The organism is Paraburkholderia sp. Cpub6, from assembly GCF_014201065.1.
Taxonomy (GTDB): Bacteria; Pseudomonadota; Gammaproteobacteria; order Burkholderiales; family Burkholderiaceae; genus Paraburkholderia; species Paraburkholderia tuberum.
Window position 1 is genome coordinate 291,270 of record NZ_JACHDM010000002.1, and the last position, 22,982, is coordinate 314,251.

Consider the following 22,982-nt stretch of genomic DNA (forward strand, 5'->3'; position numbering starts at 1 on the left):
AAAATGGCGTGATGAACCGAAGTCCGAAGTCCCCTGTTTTCTGCACGCCCGCATCGGCCGATGATGCCATGCGAGCTTCTGGCGCAACGTCCCGTTTCGACGAGGCGGCGCTTCGTGCGCTCGCGCTCGACATCAAGACGTGGGGCCGTGAACTCGGTTTCGGGGCGATCGGCATTAGCGATACCGATCTGTCGGCCGCCGAAGCGCCGCTTGCAGCGTGGCTCGAAGCGGGTTGCCACGGCGAGATGGATTATATGGCCAAACACGGCATGAAACGCGCGCGGCCGGCCGAGCTTGTGGCCGGCACGCGACGCGTGATCACCGCGCGCATCGCCTATTTGCCTGCGCAGACGCTGGAAGCAGAGGCGGCTGAAGGGGCGCATGAAGGGGGACATGAAAGCGCGCCTGAAAGCATGCCGCAAGACGTAACGCAACCCGTCTCACGCGCGACACCCTGCGCGCGCGACTGGCGCGCGGCCGAGCACGCGCGGCTCGCGGACCCGTCGACGGCGGTCGTGTCGATCTACGCGCGCGGCCGCGACTATCACAAGGTGATGCGCCAGCGCCTGCAACAACTGGCCGACCGGATCGAAGCGGTGATCGGGCCGTTCGGCTATCGCGTGTTCACCGATTCGGCGCCGGTGCTCGAAGTCGAGCTTGCGCAGAAGGCCGGCATCGGCTGGCGCGGCAAGCACACATTGCTGCTGCAGCGCGACGCCGGCTCGCTGTTTTTCCTCGGCGAGATCTATGTCGACGTCCCGCTGCCGACCGACGCCGAAACCTCACCCGAGGCCGCGCCCGAAACGCCGGGCTCGCATTGCGGCAGCTGCGCGCGCTGCATCGGCGCCTGTCCGACAGGCGCGATCGTCGCGCCGTACAAGGTCGACGCGCGGCGTTGCATCTCGTATCTGACGATCGAGCTGAAGGGCAGTATTCCGCTCGAGCTGCGGCCGCTGATCGGCAATCGGGTGTACGGCTGTGACGATTGCCAGCTCGTGTGTCCCTGGAACAAGTTCGCGCAGGCCGCACCGGTCGCCGATTTCGACGTGCGGCACGGGCTCGATCGCGCGTCGCTGGTCGAACTGTTCGCGTGGAGCGCCGAGGAGTTCGATACACGCATGCAGGGCAGCGCGATTCGCCGCATCGGCTACGAGAGCTGGCTGCGCAATCTCGCGGTCGGCATGGGTAACGCGTTGCGCGCCGCGCCAGGAAGTCTCGACCTCGACGCTCGTGGCGCGATCGTGCTGGCTTTGAGGCAGCGAGCCGACGATCCGTCGGCGGTCGTGCGCGAGCATGTGGAGTGGGCGCTCGAAGCGGCGTAAAGTCGTGGCAATTCGGTGCCGGCAATCTGGCACGCTAGGGTCTGTTTACATATGGAACGCACCCCATTACCTGATTTCATTCCAGGGGAATGCCCGCTATCGGCCGCATGGCGGCGTCGCGCGTCGCTCACGTGGCGCGGCCACGCAGCGCTCCTTGCTCCTTGCCCTGCGCCCCGAAGGAAGTCCCCTTGGGGGACGGCCGATAGCGGGCATTCGCACGTGCGTTCCATATGTAAACAGACCCTAGAGGAGCAGGCAATCATGTTCAACGCAGTGATCGATGCGCCGTTCGGCAAGATCGGCATCCGGCTCGAAGGCGAAGCCGTGCGCGAGATCGTCTATCTGCCCGACTCGACGCCCAACGTCGCGCCCGACACGCCGCTCGCACGCGAGGTGGCCGAACAGATCGAGCGTTATTTCGAGCACGCGTCAGCGAAATTCGAGCTGCCGCTCGCCGAGTGCGGCACCGCGTTCCAGCGGCGCGTGTGGCAGGCGATCAGCGACATCCCGCCCGGCGTCGTGCTGACTTACGGACAACTCGCGAAGCAGCTCGGCAGCGTGCCGCGCGCGGTCGGCCAGGCGTGCGGGGCCAATTTCTTTCCGATCGTGATTCCGTGTCACCGCGTGGTGAGTTCGAGCGGCATCGGCGGCTTCGCGCATGATGGCGGCGACGGCTTCTTCCGCAACGTGAAGCGCTGGTTGCTCGCGCATGAAGGTGTGCCGTACGTATGAGCACGAGCACCACCACCAATACCGCTGTACACGTCGAAGACACGGCCGCCGCATCACCGCTGCTGCTGACCAGCTCCGCATCGATCGACGCCTTCTGCGACGCGCTGTGGCTCGAGCATGGCCTGTCGCGCAACACGCTCGACGCGTATCGCCGCGACTTGCGGCTCTTCTGCGAATGGCTCGCGCACGCGCGCAACGCTTCGCTCGACACCGCGAGCGAAGCCGACCTGAGCGCCTACAGCGCGGCGCGGCAAAAGGACAAGGCGACCTCGGCGAACCGCCGGCTGTCGGTGTTTCGCCGCTATTACGCGTGGGCGGTGCGCGAGCATCGCGCGGCCGCCGATCCGACCTTGCGCATCCGCTCGGCGAAGCAGCCGCCACGATTTCCTTCGACGTTGAGCGAGGTCCAGGTCGAAGCGTTGCTCGGCGCACCCGACATCGACACGCCGCTCGGCTTGCGCGATCGCACGATGCTCGAGTTGATGTACGCGAGCGGCTTGCGCGTGACCGAACTGGTCACACTGAAAACCGTCGAGGTGGGACTCAACGAAGGCGTCGTGCGCGTCACTGGCAAGGGCTCGAAGGAGCGGCTGGTTCCGTTCGGCGAAGAGGCGCACGCGTGGATCGAGCGCTATCTGCGCGAGGCGCGCCCGGCGCTCCTCGGCCCGCGCGCGGCCGATGCGCTATTCGTGACGACACGCGCGGAAGGCATGACGCGCCAGCAGTTCTGGAACATCATCAAGCGACACGCGCAGGCCGCGGGCGTCCATGCGCCGTTGTCGCCGCACACGCTGCGGCACGCGTTCGCGACCCATCTGCTCAATCACGGCGCGGATCTGCGCGTCGTCCAATTGCTGCTCGGTCACACCGATATTTCGACGACGCAGATCTACACGCACGTCGCGCGAGAGCGGCTGAAATCGCTGCATGCGCAGCATCATCCGCGCGGGTGAGCACGACGTGAAGCGCGCGGGTGCCCGCGCGCTTCACACGAACTCGCGTAACCGGTGCTTGAGAATCTTGCCGGTCGATGCGGCCGGCAGCGCCGCGAGCACCTTCAGCTCGGCTGGCCGCTTATACGGCGCGAGCCGCTCGCCGCACCACGCGATCAACTCCGCGGGCGTGACCGTCGCGCCGGAAACCAGTTCGACGAACGCGATCACCTCCTCGTTGCCCTCGACCGCGCGTCCGATCACCGCCGACTGCACGACCTGCGGATGCGCGTTCAGCACGTGCTCGACCTCGGCTGGATACACGTTGAAGCCCGAGCGGATGATCAGCTCCTTGCTGCGCCCGACGATATGCAACGCGCCGTCCGCGGCCTGCCGCGCGAGGTCGCCGGTCTTCAGCCAGCCATCCTCGGTGACGCTCGCGCGGGTCTGCTCGGGGTTGCGGTAATAGCCGAGCATCACGTTCGGCCCGCGCACCCATAGCTCGCCGATCTCGCCCGGCGCGGCTTCGGCGCCGTCGAGCCCGACGAACTTCACTTCGACGCCCGGAATGACCTCGCCGACCGAGCAGTCGACGCGTGGCGCGTCGACCATCGTCTGCGACACGGTCGGGCTGCTTTCGGTCATGCCGTAGCCGTTGTGCAGCGGCAGACCGTACACGGCTTCGACCTGCGCCTTCAGCGCGGCGTCGAGCGGCGAGCCGCCCGAGTACGCGAAGCGCAGTCGCGGCGCGGACCATGCGTGGCCGTGCGTGTGCAGATGTTCGAGCAGCTTCGCGTGCATCGCCGGCACGCCCTGGAAGATCGAGACGTGCTCGGTGGCGAGGGCGAGGCGCACCGCTTCCGGCACGAAGCGCGGCGCGAGCCGCAACGTCGCGCCCGCATGCAGGCTGCCGAGGCACACCGACGCGAAGCCGTACACATGCGAGATCGGCAGCACCGCATAGACGACGTCGTCGGGCCCGACCTGGCGCAGCCGGCTCGACACGGCCGCGATGTACAGCAGATTGCGATGCGACAGCATCACGCCTTTCGGCGTGCCGGTGGTGCCGGTCGTGTAGATCAGCGCCGCGCATTGGCGGTCGCTGGCGGCTTCGACGGCTTCGGCTTGCACGCTGCTGTCCACCGCATACGACCATGCGCCGATGTCCGCCAACAGCCTGGGTGCGTGCGTCGCTCGATGCCGCTCGGCATGCTGGCGCGCGTCGGACGAGCTTTCGAGCGCATACGCGACGACGCGCGGTTGCGCATGCGCGCGGATCGAATCGAGTTCGGCGGCCGACAGTCGGGCGTTCGACACGAGCGCCCACGCATCGAGCTTCGCGGTCGCGAACAGCAGCACGATTTGCGCGATGCTGTTCTCCGCGACGATCATCACGCGATCGCCGCCGCGCACGCCCCAGTCGCGCAGCAGCGCGGCGGCCGCATCGACGGCCTCGCGCAGTTGCGCGTTGGTGAGGCGGCGCGCATCTTCGATCAGCGCGACATGCCGCGGATCGCGTGCGGCGGCGAGCGCCGGAATGTCGCCGATGCGCGCGGGCAGGGCGGCGAGCAGCACGGGGATATCGATCGTGGAACGGATGGATGAAGCCTGCTTCAACACTGTCTCCTCTTTACCAATTCGTAGCCCTGCGCGCAGTATCTCGCACCGCGCCGGCATATTTTCGAACGATCGTGCCACAAGTGTCGAACCCGCACAATTGGCCATCCGGCAAATAGCCGTTGTGCAAACTCGCCATTACAATGCGCCGATGAGCAAATCCAGACATGTGTCGGAAACACCCGCCACGCAGCTGCTGCGCCGTCACGGCGTCACGTTCGGCGAGCATCCTTACGACTACGTCGAGCATGGCGGCACCGCGGAATCGTCGTGCCAGCTCGGCGTCGACGAGCATCACGTCGTGAAGACGCTGGTGATGGAAGACGAGCACGCGAAGCCGTTGATCGTGCTGATGCACGGCGATCGCACCGTCAGCACCAAGAACCTCGCGCGGCAGATCGGCGCGAAGCGCGTCGAGCCGTGCAAGCCCGAGGTCGCGAACCGGCATTCGGGTTATCTGATCGGCGGCACGTCGCCGTTCGGCACGCGCAAGCAGATGCCGGTGTATGTCGAGTCGACCATTCTCGAGATGGACAAAATCTGGTTGAACGGCGGGCGGCGCGGCTTTCTCGTCAGCATCGAGCCGAAGGTGCTCACCGATCTGCTCGCGGCAAAGCCGGTGCAATGCGCGAGCGTGGACTGACGCCGATGAGCGGGTTGACGTTTGCCTGAATGTTTTTCGCGCGGACGCCTTCGGTAAAATGTGCGCCGCCCTGATTCGACGGGCATGCCCTGTTGCGGTTGGGGTATCGAATGTCAGACCGCGATCCTTATAAGAGTCCCAGATGCAAAACCTGATCGTCGCTGTCGTTGCCTATCTGATCGGTTCGTTGTCGTTTGCCGTGATCGTGAGCGCCGCGATGGGTCTCGACGACCCGCGCTCGTACGGCTCGGGCAACCCGGGCGCCACCAACGTGCTGCGCAGCGGCAGCAAGAAGGCCGCGATTCTGACGCTGATCGGCGACGCCTTCAAGGGCTGGCTGCCGGTATGGCTGGTCGTGCATTTCGGCGCGCGTTACGGGCTCGACGAGCGCGCGATCGCGATTGCGTCGCTTGCGGTGTTTCTCGGTCACCTGTATCCGATTTTCTTCCGCTTCAAGGGCGGCAAAGGCGTCGCGACCGCCGCGGGCGTGCTGCTCGCGATCAACCCGACGCTCGGCGTCGCGACCTTGCTAACCTGGCTGATCGTCGCGTTCTTTACGCGCTACTCGTCGCTCGCGGCGCTGTGCTCGGCGCTGTTCGCGCCGCTGTTCTACGTGTTTCTGTTCGGGCCGCGCATCGTCGCGCTCGCGGTTCTGGTGATGAGCCTGCTGCTCGTGTGGCGGCATCGCGGCAATATTGCGAAGCTGATGCGGGGGCAGGAGAGCCGTATCGGCGACAAAAAGAAGGCAGCCGGTCCGGCGGCGGGCAACGATCTTTGAAGTGGGCTGAGCGCTTCGCCCGGCCCGATGGCCCGATGCGAAGCGCTTCCGGGTCCGCGTGAGGCTGGTTGCAAGCCAGGCGCGTCGTGCCGCTTAGTCGCGGAAGTTGTTGAAGTCGAGCGGCGTGTCGGTCACGTCCTTGCGCAGCATCGCGATCACGCTTTGCAGATCATCGCGCTTCGCACCGGTGATGCGCACCGCATCGCCCTGAATGCTCGCCTGCACCTTGATCTTGCTGTCCTTCACCAGACGCACGATTTTCTTCGACAGATCGCCCGAGACGCCCTTCTTGATCTTGATGACCTGCTTGACCTTGTCGCCGCCGATCTTCTCGATCTTGCCGTAGTCGAGGAAGCGCACGTCGACGTTGCGCTTGGCCATTTTCGACAGCAACACGTCCTTCACCTGGCCGAGCTTGAAGTCGTCGTCGGCGTACGCGGTGATTTCGTTTTCCTTGTGTTCGACGCGCGCGTCGGACCCCTTGAAGTCGAAACGCGTCGAAATTTCCTTGTTGGACTGCTCGATCGCGTTCTTGACTTCGATCATGTTCGCTTCGCAGACGACGTCAAACGATGGCATTGCTTTCTCCCAATAGTGCGGCAGTGCGCGACACAGCCGGTCGGCTGAGCGCGAGGCACTCGCTATAATCACGGACCGGACGTCATTTTACCGATGCCGCTCTCTTTTGCCCAAGGCCGCCGCGCGGCGTCGCGACGGCGCGCGATCCCGCGTCGGGCGGCGCCGCTCGTGTCGTCAGGCGCGTCATGGGTTGTTTTTGTCGTTTCCTGTTGCTTCCCGTCGTTGCCCTGTTGCCATTCCGATGTCCCAATCCGCTCTTGCCGCTCCCGCCGTCGCATCCCTCATGGCCGGCTATCCGCTGAAGGCCCACAACACGTTCGGCTTCGACGTACGCGCGCAGTTCGCGTGCCTGATCGAGCGTGAGGAACAGTTGCTCGCCGCGGTGCGCGATCCGCGCGTCGAGGGCCTGCCGCGCCTCGTGCTGGGCGGTGGCAGCAACGTCATGCTGACCGGCGACTTCGCCGGGCTCGTGCTGCTGGTGGCGCTGCGCGGGCGCCGCGTGGTGCGCGAGGATCAGGATGCGTGGTATGTCGAGGCGGCTGGCGGCGAGCCGTGGCACGAGTTCGTCGCGTGGACGCTGGCGCAGGGCATGCCCGGCCTCGAGAATCTCGCGCTGATACCTGGCACGGTCGGCGCGGCGCCAATCCAGAACATCGGCGCGTACGGGCTCGAAATGTGCGAACGCTTCGCGTCGCTGCGGGCGATCGAGCTCGCGACCGGCGAGGCCCTCGAACTCGACGGCGATGCGTGCCGGTTCGGCTATCGCGACAGCCTTTTCAAGCGGGAAGGGCGCGAGCGCTTCGTGATTGCGTCGGTGACGTTCCGTTTGCCGAAGGCGTGGCAGCCGCGCGCGGGCTACGCGGATCTCGCGCGCGAGCTGGCGGCGCGCGGTCATGCGGCGAGCGCTGGCCAGGCCGAGGGTGCGGCCGCGCAGCCGACCGCGCAAGCCATTTTCGATGCGGTCGTCGCCGTGCGGCGTGCGAAGCTGCCCGATCCGCTCGAACTGGGCAACGCGGGGAGCTTCTTCAAGAATCCGGTAATCGATGCCGCCCAGTTCGAGGCGCTGAAGCGTCGCGAGCCGGAAGTCGTGTCGTATGTGCAAGCAGATGGGCGGGTGAAGCTGGCGGCCGGCTGGCTGATCGACCGATGCGGCTGGAAGGGCCGCGCGATGGGCGCGGCGGCCGTGCATGAGCGACAGGCGCTGGTGCTGGTGAATCGCGGTGGCGCTAGCGGCACGGAAGTGTTGGCGCTGGCACGGGCGATCCAGCACGACGTGTTCGAGCGATTTGGCGTGGAACTGGAGGCGGAGCCAGTTTGCCTGTGAGCGACAGTTCTCTCTTTTCGCGCTGAGTTGCCCCGCGGAGCGTCGCCGCCGACGAATGCAAAAGGCGCCGGGAGTTTCCTCCCGGCGCCTTTTTTGTGCCCGCGGTTCCGGCGCGTGTATGGACCAGCGGCTCGCTCAGTGATTGAGCTTGCCGAGCAGCAGGTATTCCATCAACGCCTTCTGCACGTGCAGGCGGTTTTCCGCCTCATCCCACACGACGCTCTGCGGTCCGTCGATCACTTCCGCGCTGACTTCTTCGCCGCGATGCGCGGGTAGGCAGTGCATGAAGAGCGCGTCGGGATTCGCGCGCGCCATCATGTCGGCGTCGACGCACCAGTCTGCGAAGGCCTTCTTGCGCGCTTCGTTCTCGGCCTCGAAGCCCATGCTGGTCCACACGTCGGTGGTGACGAGATCGGCGCCCGTGCAGGCTTCGTTCGGGTCGTCGAATTCCTCGTAGAACGACGCGCTTTCCGCCGCGACGAGCGCACGGTCGAGCTTGTAGCCGGGCGGCGTGGACAGGCGCAGCCTGAAGCCGAGAATCTGCGCGGCTTCGATCCACGTGTACAGCATGTTATTCGCGTCGCCGACCCACGCGACCGTCTTGTCGCGAATTGGACCGCGATGCTCGAAGTACGTGAAGATGTCTGCGAGCACCTGACACGGGTGGTATTCGTTCGTGAGCCCGTTGATCACCGGCACGCGCGAATTCTCGGCGAAGCGCTGGATGATGTCCTGGCCGAACGTGCGGATCATGATGATGTCGACCATGCGCGAGATGACCTGCGCGGCGTCTTCGATCGGCTCGCCGCGGCCGAGCTGCGTGTCGCGCGTGCTCATGAACACGGCGTGGCCGCCCAGCTGGAAGATGCCGGCTTCGAACGACAGGCGCGTGCGTGTCGAATTCTTTTCGAAGATCATCGCCAGCGTGCGGTCATGCAGCGGGTGATAGGTCTCGTAGTTCTTGAATTTGCGTTTCAGGATGCGCGCGCGCTCCAGCACGTACTCGTAGTCTTCCAGCGAGAAGTCCTTGAACTGCAGGTAGTGGCGAATTTTCTTGGCGGTCATGAAACAAATACGGCGGTCTCACCCGGCAGGGTTGCCGGACTGCGCCGCCGTCGGTTTGGTGGTAACTCCATGCAGCATAAAGGATTTCGCCTCGTTTGACGAGTCGGCGGGAAGGCGCCGCAAGCGATTCGAAAGCGTCGTATCGGGCTTCGCGGGGTCATCGGAAGGCGCTTGTGTGCGCTGCGGAAAAGGGCCCGCTGCGCTATAATCTGCGGGTTATCCCAAAGCCCAGCAGGCCGGCGTTTCGCATGAAGAAACGCGGCTCGCGCGGCGCGGAAAGCCTGTCAAGGCGTGGCCGTCATGACAGACGCCAGAGCGGTTCAGCCGGTTCGCCGCAGCGGTTCTCGTGGTGCGGTTCGTCATTGTTGCGTTAGCGCCAGATCCCACGCACGTCGCAGGTGGCTGCAAGCGCTTGCCGCACATGCCGCTTGCGGTGAGTTCGAGCGTACAACTGGCGTCGCCGGTTGGTCGTCATTCCGCTGGGCAGTCACACAGGTATTTCTACATGGCCGAAGCAGCTCCAATCGAATATTTCATTCAGGGCATTACGTCGACCGGAAAAAGATTTCGGCCGAGCGACTGGTCGGAGCGGCTCGCGGGCGTCATGTCGTCGTTCGGGCCCGGCGTGAGGAAGGGGCCGAACGCCTATATGCAGTACTCGCTGTACGTGCGGCCGACCATGATCGGCGACCTCAAATGCGTGATTCTCGATTCGCGGCTGCGCGACATCGAACCAATGGCCTTCGATTTCGTTATGAACTTCGCGAAAGACAACGACCTGCTGGTCACCGAGGCGTGTGAACTGGAGCTCGCGCCTGCGCCGCAAGCCAAACGGCACGTCATCTGATGTAAGTCGACCAGATCGGCAAAAGCAAAAAAACAAAAACCCGCAAGCAGCGGGTTTTTTTGTGGCTGGCAATTCAACCAAACAAAAAAGCCCGCAAAAGCGGGCTTCTTGTGCAGCGGAAACAGGAGGTAGCCCGCCGAAGCGGGCCGACCGGAATTACTGCGCTGCGGGCGCTTGCAGACCCTTGACGGCTGCAGCGAGGCGGCTCTTGTTGCGAGCTGCCTTGTTCTTGTGAACGATGTTCTTGTCGGCGATGATGTCGATGGTCTTCGACGATGCCTTGAAGATTTCGGCGGCCTTAGTGTGATCGCCTGCGTCGATTGCCTTGCGGACAGCCTTGATAGCCGTGCGGAACTTCGAGCGCAGTGCCGAGTTGTGCGAGTTTGCCTTCGCGGCCTGGCGGGCGCGCTTGCGTGCTTGTGCGGAGTTAGCCATGACGGTTCCTTATCCTGTTCCTGTTTCCAGTACCCGGCCTTCAATGATGAGGCGAGGTGCTGCTTCTCGATCCGAACCCTTGGAAGCGATTGCCCAAGGGCGCAAAAGTGTCGAAAAAATCGATCGAACTACGCGAAGGCGGGCCCGTGTTTCAAGGCATCCGGATGTATTGACAGGCGGCGCTGCGCCAACCTGAGAACCGCGTCCGAAGACCATTCGAAAACTGAGCAAGCTTCGAAACCGACGATTATAGCAACAAAATCAGGCACGTGACAACGGAAAACACGCGCCGGCGCCACAATGACCGGAGCGGCGTCATGTCGGCGCGTATGTGCTGGCCCTCCTGCGAGGGCGCCGATGGAAGGCGAGGGCACTGCCGGGAAGACCGCAGAAAACACAAAGAATCGCGCTTTCCAGCCGATCGCGGCGAACGTCCGCGTGGCAAATCGGTCCGAATCGCGTTCTGGCTCGTCGCCCGCATTGGCGGGACCCGTATAATAAGCGCCCCATGAATCTATTACGAGCCCTGCTGACGGTCAGCGGCTTCACGCTGCTGTCGCGCGTGACCGGACTGGCCCGTGAAACGCTGATCGCCCGTGCGTTCGGCGCCAGTCAATACACCGACGCTTTCTACGTCGCCTTTCGCATTCCGAACCTGCTGCGTCGCATTTCCGCCGAAGGCGCGTTCTCGCAGGCCTTCGTGCCGATCCTCGCGGAGTTCAAGAACCAGCAAGGCCACGACGCCACCAAGGCGCTCGTCGACGCCACCTCGACCGTGCTCGCGTGGGCGCTCGCCGTGCTGTCAGTGATCGGCGTGGTCGGCGCGTCGGGCGTCGTGTTCGTCGTCGCGTCGGGCCTCGCGCACGAGGGCCACGCGTACCAGCTTGCGGTCGCGATGACGCGCATCATGTTCCCATACATCATTTTCATCTCGCTGACCTCGCTGGCGTCGGGCGTGCTGAATACGTACAAGAACTTTTCGTTGCCCGCGTTCGCGCCCGTGCTGCTGAACGTCGCGTTCATCGTCTCCGCCGTATTCCTCGCGCCGCGCCTGCAAACGCCGGTCTATGCGCTCGCCTGGGCAGTGATCGTCGGCGGCGTGCTGCAATTCGTCGTGCAGCTGCCGGGCCTCAAGAAGATCGACATGGTGCCGCTCATCGGCCTGAACCCGCTGCGCGCGCTCGCGCATCGCGGCGTAAAGCGGGTGCTCGCGAAGATGGTGCCGGCGATGTTCGCGGTGTCGGTCGCGCAGATCAGCCTGATCATCAACACCAATATCGCGTCGCACATCGGCCCCGGCGCGGTGTCGTGGATCAACTACGCCGACCGGCTGATGGAGTTTCCGACCGCGCTGCTCGGCGTCGCGCTGGGCACGATCCTGCTGCCGAGCCTGTCGAAGGCGCACGTCGATGCCGACTCGCATGAGTATTCGTCGTTGCTCGACTGGGGACTGCGCGTCACGTTCCTGCTCGCCGCGCCGAGCGCGATCGCGCTGTTCTTTTTCGCCCAGCCGCTGACAGCGGTGCTGTTCAACTACGGCAAGTTCGACGGCAATGCGGTCGTGATGGTGAGCCGCGCGCTCGCCGCCTACGGAGTCGGCCTGATCGGCCTGATCCTGATCAAGATCCTCGCGCCGGGCTTTTACGCGAAGCAGGACATCAAGACGCCAGTGAAGATCGGCATCGGCGTGCTGGTCGTCACGCAGTTGAGCAACTACGTGTTCGTGCCGGTGTTCGCGCATGCGGGTCTCACGCTGAGCGTCGGGCTCGGCGCTTGCGTCAATGCGTTGCTGCTATTCATTGGTCTGCGCAAACGTGGCATTTATATGCCGTCGAGCGGCTGGCTCAAGTTTTTCGTGCAGTTGCTCGGGGCGTGCCTCGTGCTCGCCGGCGTGATGCGCTGGCTCGCGATCAGCTTCGACTGGATCGGCATGCATACCCAGCCGGTCAGCCGCATGGTGTTGCTCGGTGCATGTCTCGTGCTGTTCGCCGCGCTGTATTTCGGTATGCTTTGGCTGATGGGCTTCAAGTACGCGTATTTCAGAAGGCGAGTGAAGTGATCACCATGTCGCGGGTTCTCGATTATTTCAGTACGCTCGTCGCCGAAGACGAGAGCCTGCCGCTGACCGAGACGGCGCTCTCGATCGCGCAGGATGCCTATCCCGACCTCGATCTGCAGTCGGTGCTCGCCGAGATCGACGAGCTGGTGCTGCGGCTGCGGCGCCGCATGCCCGACGATGCCGACATCCGTCAGAAGGTTGGCATCCTCAACCGTTTCTTTTTCCGCGAACTCGGTTTCGCGAGCAACCTGAACGATTACTATGACCCCGACAACAGCCATCTGAACGTCGTACTCAAACGTCGCCGCGGCATTCCGATTTCGCTCGCGGTGCTCTATCTGGAGATGGCCGAGCAATTCGGCGTTCCTGTGCGTGGGGTGTCGTTTCCAGGCCACTTCCTGCTGCGCGTGACGATGCCCGACGGCGACGTGATGCTCGATCCGACCACCGGTCATTCGCTGTCCGAAGCGCAGATGGTCGAGATGCTCGAGCCGTACGTCGCGTCGGCTGGCGATTCGGTCGGGCGCGCGCTACGCATGCTGCTGCAACCGGCCACGCATCGCGAGATCGTCGCGCGGATGTTGCGCAACCTGAAGGCGATCTATCTGCAGACCGAGCGTTGGCAACGTCTGCTCGCGGTGCAGCAACGGCTCGTCATTCTGCTGCCGGACAATATCGAGGAAGTGCGGGATCGCGGTTTCGCGTATGCGCGGCTCGATTATCTGCGGCCCGCGCTCGAGGACCTCGAAAGCTATCTCGGCGATCGCCCCGATGCGGAAGATGCCACCGTGGTCGAGTCGCAGTTGCATGAATTGCGGCAGCGCACGCGGCATGATGGCGGCGAATAGCGACGCGCGTTTTCACGCTGCATAAAACACAAACGCCTGCACATGTCGCACATGCACAGGCGTTTTTTTTATCGCCGTATGCCGGCCTTGGCCTGGCATCGGCGACCAGATCGATCGCTAAGCGATCCTCACTTCGGCTGCATGCGGATCGCGCCGTCCAGCCGGATCACCTCGCCGTTCAGCATCGGATTGTCGAAGATCTGCCTGGCGAGCATCGCGTATTCGGCCGGTTTGCCGAGGCGCGGCGGGAACGGCACCATCGCACCGAGCGCGTCCTGCACTTCCTGCGGCATGCCGAGCAGCATCGGCGTTTCGAAGAGGCCGGGGGCGATCGTCATCACGCGGATCGCGTTGCGCGACAGGTCTCGCGCGATTGGCAGCGTCATACCGACCACGCCGGCCTTCGACGCGGAGTAGGCCGCCTGGCCGATCTGGCCGTCGAACGCGGCGACCGATGCGGTGTTGATGATCACGCCGCGCTCGCCGTTGGCGTTCGGCTCGTTCTTCGACATTTGCACCGCGGCGAGCCGGATCATGTTGAACGTGCCGATCAGATTGATCGAGATCGTGCGCGTGAACAGATCGAGCGCATGGGGGCCATCCTTGCCGACGGTCTTCGCGGCCGGCGCGACGCCCGCGCAGTTGACGAGGCCGCGCAGCGTACCGAGCTTCGTCGCGGCTTCGACGGCCTGTTGCGCGTCCTCTTCCCGGCTCACGTCGCATTTGACAAAAGCGCCGCCGAGTTCCTTTGCGAGCGCCTCGCCCGCGTCCAGATTCAGGTCGGCGAGGACGACTTTGCCGCCGTTCTCGACGAGCAGGCGCGCGGTGGCAGCGCCGAGCCCTGATGCGCCGCCGGTGATCAGGAACACGTTGTCACGAATTTCCATGTCTTCTCCTTTGCTACGGTTGTTCAGTGCGGTCTCGAGCGAAGCATTTTTCGACGACGATCGATTGTAGCGGCTGTGCTGCGCTGCGGAAAGCGAAGCGGGCGGCGGCATGCAAGCGCTATGGAAACCTAACTGGTTCCGCTGGGCGTTCCCCACCGCTTGCCGCTTTTGGTTTGCACCGAGCCAAATAAAAAAACCCGCCCAACGTGGGCGGGTTTTGGTCAAACGGAAACAGCGGTAATGTTTGGACCAAGCCGGCTTACTTCAGCGCGTCGAACGCGCGGGCGCGAATTTCATCGACGCTGCCGAGGCCCGAAATGCGGCGATATTGGGGCGCCTTCACCGAGCTCGACGTATCGCCGTTCTTCGCCCAGCCGTTGTAGTACTCGATCAGCGGCTTGGTTTGCGATTCGTACACTTCCAGACGCTTCTTGACCGTTTCTTCCTTGTCGTCGTCGCGCTGGATCAGCGGCTCGCCGGTCACGTCGTCGACGCCCTCGACCTTCGGCGGATTGAACGTCACGTGATAGGTGCGGCCCGACGCGGGGTGCGAGCGACGGCCGCTCATGCGCACGATGATCTCGTCGAACGGCACGTCGATTTCGAGCACGTAGTCGATCGCGACACCGGCCTGCTTCATTGCTTCGGCTTGCGGAATCGTGCGCGGGAAGCCGTCGAACAGATAGCCGTTCGCGCAGTCCGGCTGCCGGAGACGTTCCTTCACGAGGTTGATGATCAGCTCATCCGTGACGAGCTCGCCGGCGTCCATGAAGCGCTTTGCTTCGACGCCGAGCGGCGTGCCGGCCTTGACGGCCGCGCGCAGCATGTCGCCGGTCGAAATTTGCGGGATGCCGAACTTTTCCTTGATGAAGTTGGCCTGAGTGCCTTTGCCGGCACCCGGTGCACCCAACAGGATCAAACGCATGGATATCTCCAGATCTATGTGAATTCTTTGTTGACGCGGCATGCTTCCCGGCGATTCTCGCAGGTTCCGCATCGGCTACCGTTGGCTACCTCGCGCTGCACGTCGAATACGACGGCGCTGCAAGATCCGCACGGCGCGACCGGGATAACCCGAGTGTCGCCTGCGCTGGGAGGCGCGCATAACCGTTCGATTATGCCACGGCTTCCCGCGCTCAAGACCCGAATAAGGCCCGTACGCGCGCGAGATCGGCGGGGGTATCGACCCCCGCCAACGGTACGTCTTGCGTGACGAGGACAGCGATGCGCTCGCCATGCCACATCGCGCGCAGTTGTTCGAGCGCTTCGACCTGCTCGATCGGCGAGATCGCGAGGCTCGGGTACGTGCGCAGAAATTTCGCGCGATACGCGTACAGGCCGATGTGCCGGTATACGACGGCGGGCGCGGCCGGCGTCGGCATCGACGCGACGTTGGGCCAGTGCGGTTGCCATGCGTCGCGCGCCCACGGGATCGGCGCGCGCGAGAAATACAGCGCGACGCCGCGCGCATCGGGCACGACCTTGACGACATTCGGATTGAAAATTTCGGCGGGATCGGTGATCGGATGCGCGGCCGTCGCGATCGCGCAGTCGCTCGTCGTTGCCAGATGCGCGGCGACGCCGCGCACGAGCGCCGGGTCGATCAGCGGCTCGTCGCCCTGCACGTTGACGACGATCGTGTCGTCGCTCCAGCCGAAACGCGTTGCCACTTCCGCGAGACGGTCGGTGCCCGACGGATGGTCGGCGCGCGTGAGTACCGCGTCGAAGCCGTGGTCTCGCGCCGCGTCGAGCACTTCCTGCGCGTCCGACGCGACCAGCACCTGTTGCGCGCCCGATTCGCGCGCGCGCTCCGCGACGCGCACGACCATCGGTTTGCCGCCGATGTCCGCGAGCGGCTTGTTGGGCAGACGCGTCGACGCGAGGCGGGCCGGCACGACGGCGATAAACGGATGAGGGGTGGTGTGGATCATCGGATCAGGAACGGACGGCGATCAGGCCGGAGGAAGAGGCTGCGCGCGCGACGCTCACGCAGGGTCGGACATGAGCCGGAGCGGCGAAGACGGCTGCGGATCGATATTGGAGCGCATGCAGGGAGGGGGCCGGTGGCATCGATGAAGCCTGCCTTGACCCGCGCGCGAGCGAGACGTCGCGGCGCCTCGGTGCCGCGACGCGGCGGGTCAGGCGACCGAGCCTGGATTCAGATCGACCGGCGTGCCTTCGACGGTCTGCCGCGCTTCGTCGACGAGCATCACGGGAATGCCGTCGCGGATCGGATAGGCGAGCTTGTCCGCGTTGCAGATCAGTTCCTGCGCGGCGCGGTCGTAGCTGAGCGGGCCCTTGCAGATCGGGCAAACGAGGATTTCAAGCAGGCGAGCGTCCACGGACTTTCTCCACAACTAATGCAGTGAGGCGGTGATCAAGCGCGGCTTCGACCGGGACTACCCAGATGCGCGCGTCGTGCCAGGCCCCCAATTTTACCGCATCCTTTTCCGTAATCAGGATCGCGTCGGCGTCGACGTCGGTGAACGGATTGCGCTCGAACGCGTAGTGGTCGGGCAGCGCGCGCGTCGTGGGCGCGAGGCCGGCCGCGCGCACTGTCGCGAAAAAGCGTTCCGGCGCGCCGATGCCGGCCGCGGCCAGCACGCGTTGACCGGCGAATTGCGCAAGCGGGCGGCGCAGTGCGGGATTGTCGAGATGCCACGCGTCGGCAGGGGCGAGCTGAAGTGCGAACGTGTTCGGCCACGCGGGCAGCGTGCGCGCGTATGGATCGTTGATCAGCGTCGCGTCGCGGCGGCGCGACAGCGGCTCGCGCAGCGGCCCGGCCGGTAGCAGGAAACCGTTGCCGCCGAGCCGGTGATCGAACACGACGAGTTCGACATCGCGCGCGAGGCGATAGTGCTGCAAGCCGTCGTCGCTGACGATCACGTCGACGTCGCGATGCGCGGCGCACAGCGCCTGCGCGGCGGCGACGCGGTCCGGACAGACCCACACGGGTGCGCCGGTGCGGCGCGCGATCAGCAACGGCTCGTCTCCGCCGACCCGTGCCGACGAACCGGGCGTGACCTGGGTCGGGGTGCTCACGCGCGCGCCGTAGCCGCGCGACACGATGCCGGGCGTTAAGCCCGCGGCGCGCAACGCTTCGACGAGCGCGATGACGGTCGGCGTCTTGCCAGTACCCCCGACCGTCACGTTGCCGACCACCACCACCGGCACGCCGACGCGCACCGATTTGAGCCAGCTAAGCGAAAACGCGGCGCGGCGCGCGGCCGCGACTGCGCCGAACACGCAGGCGAGCGGCGTCAGCGCCCAGGCGAGCGGTCCACGCTGCTGCCATTCGCGCGAGAGGCGCGCTCCAAGACGGTCGCTGAGTTCGCTCATGGGCGGGTTGCGTGCACGGACTGCGCGCCGTGCGCACTACGCGGGGTCAACATCAACGCGGTTCTCCGGGCAATCGAATGCGGATACGGGTCGAAAAATGAGGTGCGAGCGGCGCGGCGAAAGGGCCCGCGCCCAGTGGCCTCGGGCCGGGCAAGCTCTCCGCCGCGCTGCGCGATCGACATACCGTCGAACCCGGCACTGTAGCGCGCGGGCGTCCCGCCCGGCAAGTCGCGTAAGGTCCAACGCACGCCGCTCCACGCTATGTGCGGTTGCTCACAGTCTGTGGATAACTTTGTGGAGAACCTGCTGTCCGATCGTCCCGAAGGGCCATTCCGTGCGCTTTGGATCGTAGTACTCGCTCGCTATCGAGATGCAAACGCCATATAAATCAAGGCTCTGCCAGGAATTTATTGACGTTGGCGGGCGTTCTGGCGGAATTCGTCAGGCGGTTCCCGCCATGTGGACACTTTTAACAATCCTGCGATTCCGGCTGGACGCCGCTCTTCGCTCGGTCTATCGTCTGTCCGGCCAGCGCTATTAAATCCTTGCATGAACCCCGAAAATCCTTTTGCTTCTGCGGCCACACCTGGCGGTGAGGTCGTCGTTCCCGTCTCCGCGCTCAATCGCGCGATCGGCACGATGCTCGAACGCTCGTTTCCACTCGTTTGGGTCGCGGGTGAAGTGTCGAACTTCACGCGCGCCGCGAGCGGCCATTGGTACTTCTCGATCAAGGACGCGCAGGCGCAGATGCGCTGCGTGATGTTCCGCGGTCGAGCTCAGTACGCCGAATTCATGCCGCGCGAAGGCGATCGCATCGAAGTGCGCGCCCTCGTCACGATGTACGAGCCGCGCGGCGAACTGCAGCTAAATGTCGAAGCGGTGCGCCGCACCGGCCAGGGGCGTCTGTACGAAGCGTTTCTGCGGTTGAAGGCGCAACTCGAGGCCGAGGGGCTGTTCGCCGCCGAGCGCAAGCGCGCGCTGCCGACGCATCCGCGCGCGATCGGTATCGTCACGTCGTTGCAGGCGGCCGCATTGCGCGATGTGCTGACGACGCTGTCGCGTCGCGCGCCGCATATTCCGGTGATCGTTTATCCGGCGCCGGTGCAGGGCGCGGGCGTCAGCGCGAAGCTCGCGGCGATGGTCGAGGCGGCTGGCGCGCGCCGCGAGGTAGACGTGCTGATCGTGTGTCGCGGCGGCGGCTCGATCGAAGATCTGTGGGCGTTCAACGAAGAAGTGCTCGCGCGCGCGATTGCGGAAAGCGTCATACCCGTGGTGAGCGGCGTCGGTCACGAGACCGATTTCACGATTGCCGATTTCGCCGCCGACGTACGCGCACCGACGCCGACCGGTGCCGCCGAACTCGTCAGTCCACAGCGCGCCATGCTGCTGCGCGAACTTGATCATCGGCACGCGACGCTCGCGCGCGCGTTCGGCCGCATGATGGAGCGGCGCGCGCAGCAGCTCGACTGGCTGGCGCGCCGGCTCGTGTCGCCCGCCGAGCGGCTCGCTCGGCAGCGCACGCATATGCAGCAGTTGCGCGTTCGGCTCGCGTCGGCGGGCGGCCGGCCGGTGCGCGACGCTCGTGCGCGATTTTCGCTGCTGCAGATGCGCTGGCAACGCTGGCGTCCGGATCTCGCGGCCGAGCGCACGCGCGTCAACGTGCTGGCGCAGCGTCTGAATGCGGCGCTATCGCGCCGGCATGAACGACAGGTCGCGCGCATCGACATGCTCAGCGCGCGACTCGAAGTGCTGAGTCCACAGCGCACGCTTGAGCGCGGTTATGCGGTCGTGCTCGATGCGCAAAGCGGTCGGGCGATTCGCACGCCGTCGTCGTTGAAGCCTGGACGTCGTCTGACGATGCATCTCGCCGAAGGCTCGGCCGATGTCGCGCTTGCCGACGTGCAGGCGCGTCTGACCGACGGTTTCTGACGTTTCGCCGGTGGGCGCGTGGCGCCCGTTTACTGTCTTCCGACGAGCCGGGCACGCGCCGTGCGCGCCCTTCTCAAGGGCCTTGCGCACGGCGTGTTCGACATGCCGGACATAAAGGCCGTTGGTTTGCGGGGTTATTCCAACTCGCCTACAATCGAGTGCTCGATAGCGTCATCCGCAGACTCCCCACAACAGATACAGAGAAGGAAAGCACCATGGAACATACGCTCCCGCCGCTGCCGTTTGCGAAAAACGCGCTCGCTCCGCACATGTCGGAAGAGACGCTCGAGTTTCACTATGGCAAGCATCACCAGACCTATGTGACCAACCTGAACAATCTGATCAAGGGCACCGAGTTCGAGAACCTGTCGCTGGAAGAGATCGTCAAGAAGTCCTCGGGCGGTATCTTCAACAATTCGGCTCAGGTGTGGAATCACACGTTCTTCTGGAACAGCCTGTCGCCGCAAGGTGGCGGCGCACCGACCGGCGCGCTGGCTGACGCCATCAACGCGAAGTGGGGTTCGTTCGACAAGTTCAAGGAAGAGTTTGCGAAGACCGCGGTCGGCACGTTCGGCTCGGGCTGGGCATGGCTCGTGAAGAAGGCTGATGGTTCGCTCGACCTCGTGTCGACGAGCAACGCCGCCACGCCGCTCACCACCGACGCGAAGGCTCTGCTGACGATCGACGTGTGGGAGCACGCTTACTACATCGACTATCGCAATGCGCGTCCGAAGTTCGTCGAGGCGTACTGGAACATCGTCAACTGGGACTTCGCAGCGAAAAACTTCGCTTGAGATTGCCGGTTGCTGCTCGCCGTCTGATGTCGTGATCCTTGCGGTCGCGATTGAAGATGGTAGCCAGAGAAGAAAGCCCTCCATCGCGAGGGCTTTTTCTTTCCGGAGGCGATTGGAAGGGGAGGGATTGCATTGCTTACCACCGAGGGATGCCCTACTTACGCGCTTCTGAAAGAAGTTTGTCACAGTTGGTAACTGCGGTTTGGCGGGGCGCGGCCCTAAGTGAAATTGCCCTGCGGCTAATCGTCGGGGCCAGAATTCGTGGACATCTGTCGATGCCGATGAGCCCGATCCCCGCCCGTCGACTTCGCCGAACTGGCCGGGGGCGGGCACTGGCGGGGGATGGTTCATGTACTGGAAGTTCTGCGCGTTCGCGGCGCTCGGGAAGGTCGTCGTGCCCGGTTGCTGGAGTACGACGTCCGGCGCGGCCGGCGTCGTGTCAATCGATTGCCAGCTCATCTACAAGCATTACTTGATATAACGTACCAATCGCCGCAGCGACTCGCAGCAAGGTCGAGGCCAGCCAGCCGGGCAAAAAACTTTCTGTAACTGAGCCGTAACCACGGAATTTCGCGACTAGCCTAACGTTTGAATTCCAATCCTCCGAAGTGCACCACCATGATTCCCAGCAATAAAACGATCAGCCTGGCGATTCCCGCCGCCGTCATCGCGCTCGCGCTAGGCGGTTGCGCAGTGGCGCCACCGAGCGGCCCGAGCATAGCCGCGATGCCGCGCAGCGGCGAGCCGCTCAGCCAGTTCCAGCAGAACGACTACGCGTGCCGCGACTACGCAAATCAATCGACGAATCCGTCCGGCGCTGCGCAGGCGGCCACCACGAACAGCGTGAACAGCGCGGCGCTCGGCACGCTCGGCGGCGCGGCGATCGGCGCGCTGTTCGGCGCCGCGGCGGGCAACGCCGGCGCGGGCGCGGCGATCGGCGCCGGCAGCGGTCTGCTGATCGGGGGCGCGAACGGCGCGAATGGCGCCCAGTATTCGGCGGCCGGCATGCAGGCGCGCTACGACACCGCCTACGCCCAGTGCATGACCTCGAAGGGCGAGACGATCGTTCAGCCGCAGCCTTACTATTCGACGCAGCCGGTGTACGTCGCGCCCCATCCTTATTACGCGCCGCCTCCGCCCGTCATGTACGCGCCTTATCCGGCTTACTGAGCGGTGATAGCTGAGGCCGGCCGGCTTGCTTGTCTTGCATTGTCGGCCGGTACTGCGTTTCAACTCCGAAGGACGGTTGGGTGGTAGCTTCTAGCGACGATCGTCGAATCCGTGCCGCTCCTTATTCCGCGCTGTCGGTTGATGCCGCTTTGCGCGGGCGACGGCTCCGGGACGCCGTTTTACGGGCTGCTGCCTTCCTGGCGGCCTCAGACCCTTCTTCCGAGTTGATTGCTGGAGGAGGGGGCGCGGCCGGCGCTGCGATCTCAGGTACCTCCTCGATCGTGCCTGGCGTGCTTTTCTTCACCTTCTTCGCGGCCGTTTTGCGCGATGCGCGCTTTTTGGCGCTCTGACGCTGCGCCGATTGGTCGCTGTCGGTGGAATGGTCGGTTCCTTGGCCGAAAACGACTTGTTCAGCGGCTGTATCCGCTTTCGCTGTTACAGCGCGAGCTTTGGACTCTTCAGCTATCGGTTCAGTGACGAGCTCATGTGGGAGCGGCTCGTGTTCACGCGGTTCCTGCCGCTCGACCTCTTCGGCGGGTTCCGCGTGTTCGGTGAGAGCCGGAGCGGTAGCCGCATGCTCTTCATCAGCCGTTTCGTGGTGACCGCGCTTGCCGTGCGCGGCCTCCTGCTGACCCCGCCCCAGCTTGCGGTTGTTGCGCTCCTTGCGCCGCGACTTGTGCTTGCCGCCCGACTCGGACGCGGCCGCTTGCGCCGCCTGCGCTTCATACGAATGTTCGGCCGCCTGTTCGGCCGATACCGCTTCAGCCGACCCCGTTTCGGCAGACTCCGCCGCGGTTTCGCCGATGGTTTCACTTGCCGCTTCACTCGCAACGTTCACGGCTGTGCTTCGATAGACGTACGCGCCTGACTTTTCATCGCGGCCGAATTCGAGCAGCCCGCGCGCCTGCGCTTCTTCCAGCAGATTGCCGAAAGCACGAAACCCGTAATACGTCTCGTTGAAATCCGGTTTGCGCCGTTTGATCGCGTTCTTCAGCACGGACGCCCAGATCTTGCCGCTGTCGCCACGTTCGGAAGCGAGCGCGTCGAATGTCTGCACCGCAATTTCAACGGCCTTGCTGCGGCGCTTCTCCAGATCTTCCTTGGGCGGAGCCTTCTCTTCATCAGGCGCACGTTTGGCTGCCTGCTGGGTGTTCTGCTGCTGACGCGACGATTCGGGCCTCGCGACTGCGCGCTGACTTTCGCGTACAAGATCGTCGTAAAAGAAGAACTCGTCGCAATTCGCAATCAGCAGATCCGAGGTGGACTGTTGCACACCGACGCCGATGACCTGTTTGGCGTTCTCGCGCAGCTTCGACACGAGCGGCGAGAAATCCGAATCACCACTGATGATGACGAACGTATTGACGTGCGATTTCGTATAACAGAGATCGAGCGCATCGACGACGAGCCGGATGTCGGCGGAATTCTTGCCCGATTGGCGCACGTGCGGAATTTCGATCAACTCGAAATTGGCCTCGTGCATCGCGCCTTTGAAGCTCTTGTAACGATCCCAGTCGCAATACGCTTTCTTGACGACGATGCTGCCCTTCAGCAGCAGGCGCTCGAGCACCAGCTTGATGTCGAACTTGTCGTACTTCGCGTCGCGCACGCCAAGCGCGACATTCTCGAAGTCGCAGAACAGCGCCATGCTGACGTTTTCGTTGGATGACGCCATGTGTATC

At 64.4% G+C, this 22,982-nt stretch carries 22 protein-coding genes; 12 read left to right on the top strand and 10 right to left on the bottom strand.

Annotation, left to right across the window (positions count from 1 at the left end; translation table 11 throughout):
* Positions 1 to 11 precede the first annotated feature (11 nt).
* The 3 genes from queG (at position 12) to xerD (ending at position 3,007) form a co-directional block, all read left to right on the top strand.
* The gene (gene queG / locus HDG33_RS06120; RefSeq protein ID WP_409258973.1) at positions 12 to 1,322 is read left to right on the top strand and encodes a tRNA epoxyqueuosine(34) reductase QueG; all 1,311 of its coding nucleotides are present in this window, start codon (positions 12 to 14) and stop codon (positions 1,320 to 1,322) included.
* Between the two features lie 261 nt (positions 1,323 to 1,583).
* Complete coding sequence (locus HDG33_RS06125; RefSeq protein ID WP_090801634.1) at positions 1,584 to 2,054, top strand: methylated-DNA--[protein]-cysteine S-methyltransferase; 471 nt, start codon at positions 1,584 to 1,586, stop codon at positions 2,052 to 2,054.
* On the top strand, positions 2,051 to 3,007 hold the full coding sequence (xerD, locus tag HDG33_RS06130) for a site-specific tyrosine recombinase XerD (protein ID WP_184023062.1): 957 nt from the start codon (positions 2,051 to 2,053) through the stop codon (positions 3,005 to 3,007). Before HDG33_RS06125 ends, xerD begins: the two co-directional genes overlap by 4 nt.
* 33 nt (positions 3,008 to 3,040) lie before the next feature.
* Here xerD and HDG33_RS06135 read toward each other — a convergent pair whose 3' ends face one another.
* Positions 3,041 to 4,603 (bottom strand): class I adenylate-forming enzyme family protein, encoded by a 1,563-nt coding sequence (locus HDG33_RS06135; protein WP_184023063.1) that lies wholly within the window; start codon positions 4,601 to 4,603, stop codon positions 3,041 to 3,043.
* Between the two features lie 151 nt (positions 4,604 to 4,754).
* On the opposite strand from HDG33_RS06135, the gene ybaK reads away from it, so the two are divergent.
* Positions 4,755 to 5,246, top strand: coding sequence for a Cys-tRNA(Pro) deacylase (gene ybaK, locus HDG33_RS06140; protein ID WP_090801630.1), 492 nt, complete (start codon positions 4,755 to 4,757; stop codon positions 5,244 to 5,246).
* Between the two features lie 142 nt (positions 5,247 to 5,388).
* Positions 5,389 to 6,024, top strand: a complete 636-nt coding sequence (plsY, locus tag HDG33_RS06145) for a glycerol-3-phosphate 1-O-acyltransferase PlsY (RefSeq protein ID WP_184023064.1) — start codon at positions 5,389 to 5,391, stop codon at positions 6,022 to 6,024.
* 93 nt (positions 6,025 to 6,117) lie between these two features.
* Here the strand turns inward: plsY and HDG33_RS06150 are convergent, their stop codons facing one another.
* A complete protein-coding gene (locus HDG33_RS06150) occupies positions 6,118 to 6,603 on the bottom strand; it encodes a YajQ family cyclic di-GMP-binding protein (protein WP_018421633.1) in 486 nt (161 codons plus the stop codon).
* Between the two features lie 283 nt (positions 6,604 to 6,886).
* Between HDG33_RS06150 and murB the strand changes: the two genes are divergently transcribed.
* Entirely contained in the window at positions 6,887 to 7,927 is a 1,041-nt protein-coding gene (gene murB, locus HDG33_RS06155; protein ID WP_184023065.1) for a UDP-N-acetylmuramate dehydrogenase, read from the top strand.
* 135 nt (positions 7,928 to 8,062) lie between these two features.
* Here the strand turns inward: murB and argF are convergent, their stop codons facing one another.
* A complete protein-coding gene (gene argF, locus HDG33_RS06160) occupies positions 8,063 to 8,992 on the bottom strand; it encodes an ornithine carbamoyltransferase (RefSeq protein ID WP_018421631.1) in 930 nt (309 codons plus the stop codon).
* Between the two features lie 505 nt (positions 8,993 to 9,497).
* On the opposite strand from argF, the gene HDG33_RS06165 reads away from it, so the two are divergent.
* Complete coding sequence (locus tag HDG33_RS06165) at positions 9,498 to 9,839, top strand: DUF3579 domain-containing protein (RefSeq protein WP_184023066.1); 342 nt, start codon at positions 9,498 to 9,500, stop codon at positions 9,837 to 9,839.
* Positions 9,840 to 9,995: 156 nt separating this feature from the next.
* Here the strand turns inward: HDG33_RS06165 and rpsT are convergent, their stop codons facing one another.
* Complete coding sequence (gene rpsT / locus HDG33_RS06170) at positions 9,996 to 10,274, bottom strand: 30S ribosomal protein S20 (RefSeq protein ID WP_184023067.1); 279 nt, start codon at positions 10,272 to 10,274, stop codon at positions 9,996 to 9,998.
* Between the two features lie 508 nt (positions 10,275 to 10,782).
* On the opposite strand from rpsT, the gene murJ reads away from it, so the two are divergent.
* Positions 10,783 to 12,333, top strand: a complete 1,551-nt coding sequence (gene murJ, locus HDG33_RS06175; protein ID WP_184023068.1) for a murein biosynthesis integral membrane protein MurJ — start codon at positions 10,783 to 10,785, stop codon at positions 12,331 to 12,333.
* A 5-nt stretch (positions 12,334 to 12,338) separates the two neighbouring features.
* A complete protein-coding gene (locus HDG33_RS06180) occupies positions 12,339 to 13,181 on the top strand; it encodes a SirB1 family protein (RefSeq protein WP_184023308.1) in 843 nt (280 codons plus the stop codon).
* A 128-nt stretch (positions 13,182 to 13,309) separates the two neighbouring features.
* Here the strand turns inward: HDG33_RS06180 and HDG33_RS06185 are convergent, their stop codons facing one another.
* From HDG33_RS06185 to lpxK, 5 genes are all read right to left on the bottom strand, one after another.
* Positions 13,310 to 14,068 (bottom strand): 3-hydroxyacyl-CoA dehydrogenase, encoded by a 759-nt coding sequence (locus HDG33_RS06185; RefSeq protein WP_184023069.1) that lies wholly within the window; start codon positions 14,066 to 14,068, stop codon positions 13,310 to 13,312.
* 259 nt (positions 14,069 to 14,327) lie between these two features.
* Positions 14,328 to 14,993 carry an adenylate kinase gene (gene adk / locus HDG33_RS06190; protein ID WP_184023070.1) on the bottom strand — a complete coding sequence of 222 codons (666 nt, stop codon included), beginning with the start codon at positions 14,991 to 14,993 and terminating at the stop codon, positions 14,328 to 14,330.
* A gap of 211 nt (positions 14,994 to 15,204) precedes the next feature.
* Positions 15,205 to 15,999: a 3-deoxy-manno-octulosonate cytidylyltransferase gene (kdsB, locus tag HDG33_RS06195; protein WP_184023071.1), complete on the bottom strand. Its 795-nt coding sequence runs from the start codon at positions 15,997 to 15,999 to the stop codon at positions 15,205 to 15,207.
* Positions 16,000 to 16,206: 207 nt separating this feature from the next.
* Entirely contained in the window at positions 16,207 to 16,410 is a 204-nt protein-coding gene (locus tag HDG33_RS06200) for a Trm112 family protein (protein WP_007180583.1), read from the bottom strand.
* Positions 16,391 to 17,407 carry a tetraacyldisaccharide 4'-kinase gene (gene lpxK / locus HDG33_RS06205; RefSeq protein ID WP_184023072.1) on the bottom strand — a complete coding sequence of 339 codons (1,017 nt, stop codon included), beginning with the start codon at positions 17,405 to 17,407 and terminating at the stop codon, positions 16,391 to 16,393. Before lpxK ends, HDG33_RS06200 begins: the two co-directional genes overlap by 20 nt.
* Before the next feature lie 549 nt (positions 17,408 to 17,956).
* Between lpxK and xseA the strand changes: the two genes are divergently transcribed.
* The 3 genes from xseA to HDG33_RS06220 all read left to right on the top strand — a co-directional run bounded on the left by xseA (position 17,957) and on the right by HDG33_RS06220 (position 21,300).
* Complete coding sequence (gene xseA, locus HDG33_RS06210; protein ID WP_184023073.1) at positions 17,957 to 19,336, top strand: exodeoxyribonuclease VII large subunit; 1,380 nt, start codon at positions 17,957 to 17,959, stop codon at positions 19,334 to 19,336.
* Positions 19,337 to 19,551: 215 nt separating this feature from the next.
* A complete protein-coding gene (gene sodB, locus HDG33_RS06215; protein ID WP_013090345.1) occupies positions 19,552 to 20,130 on the top strand; it encodes a superoxide dismutase [Fe] in 579 nt (192 codons plus the stop codon).
* 618 nt (positions 20,131 to 20,748) lie between these two features.
* On the top strand, positions 20,749 to 21,300 hold the full coding sequence (locus tag HDG33_RS06220) for a glycine zipper family protein (RefSeq protein WP_184023074.1): 552 nt from the start codon (positions 20,749 to 20,751) through the stop codon (positions 21,298 to 21,300).
* 121 nt (positions 21,301 to 21,421) lie between these two features.
* Here the strand turns inward: HDG33_RS06220 and HDG33_RS06225 are convergent, their stop codons facing one another.
* Complete coding sequence (locus HDG33_RS06225; RefSeq protein WP_184023075.1) at positions 21,422 to 22,975, bottom strand: NYN domain-containing protein; 1,554 nt, start codon at positions 22,973 to 22,975, stop codon at positions 21,422 to 21,424.
* Positions 22,976 to 22,982: the final 7 nt, after the last annotated feature.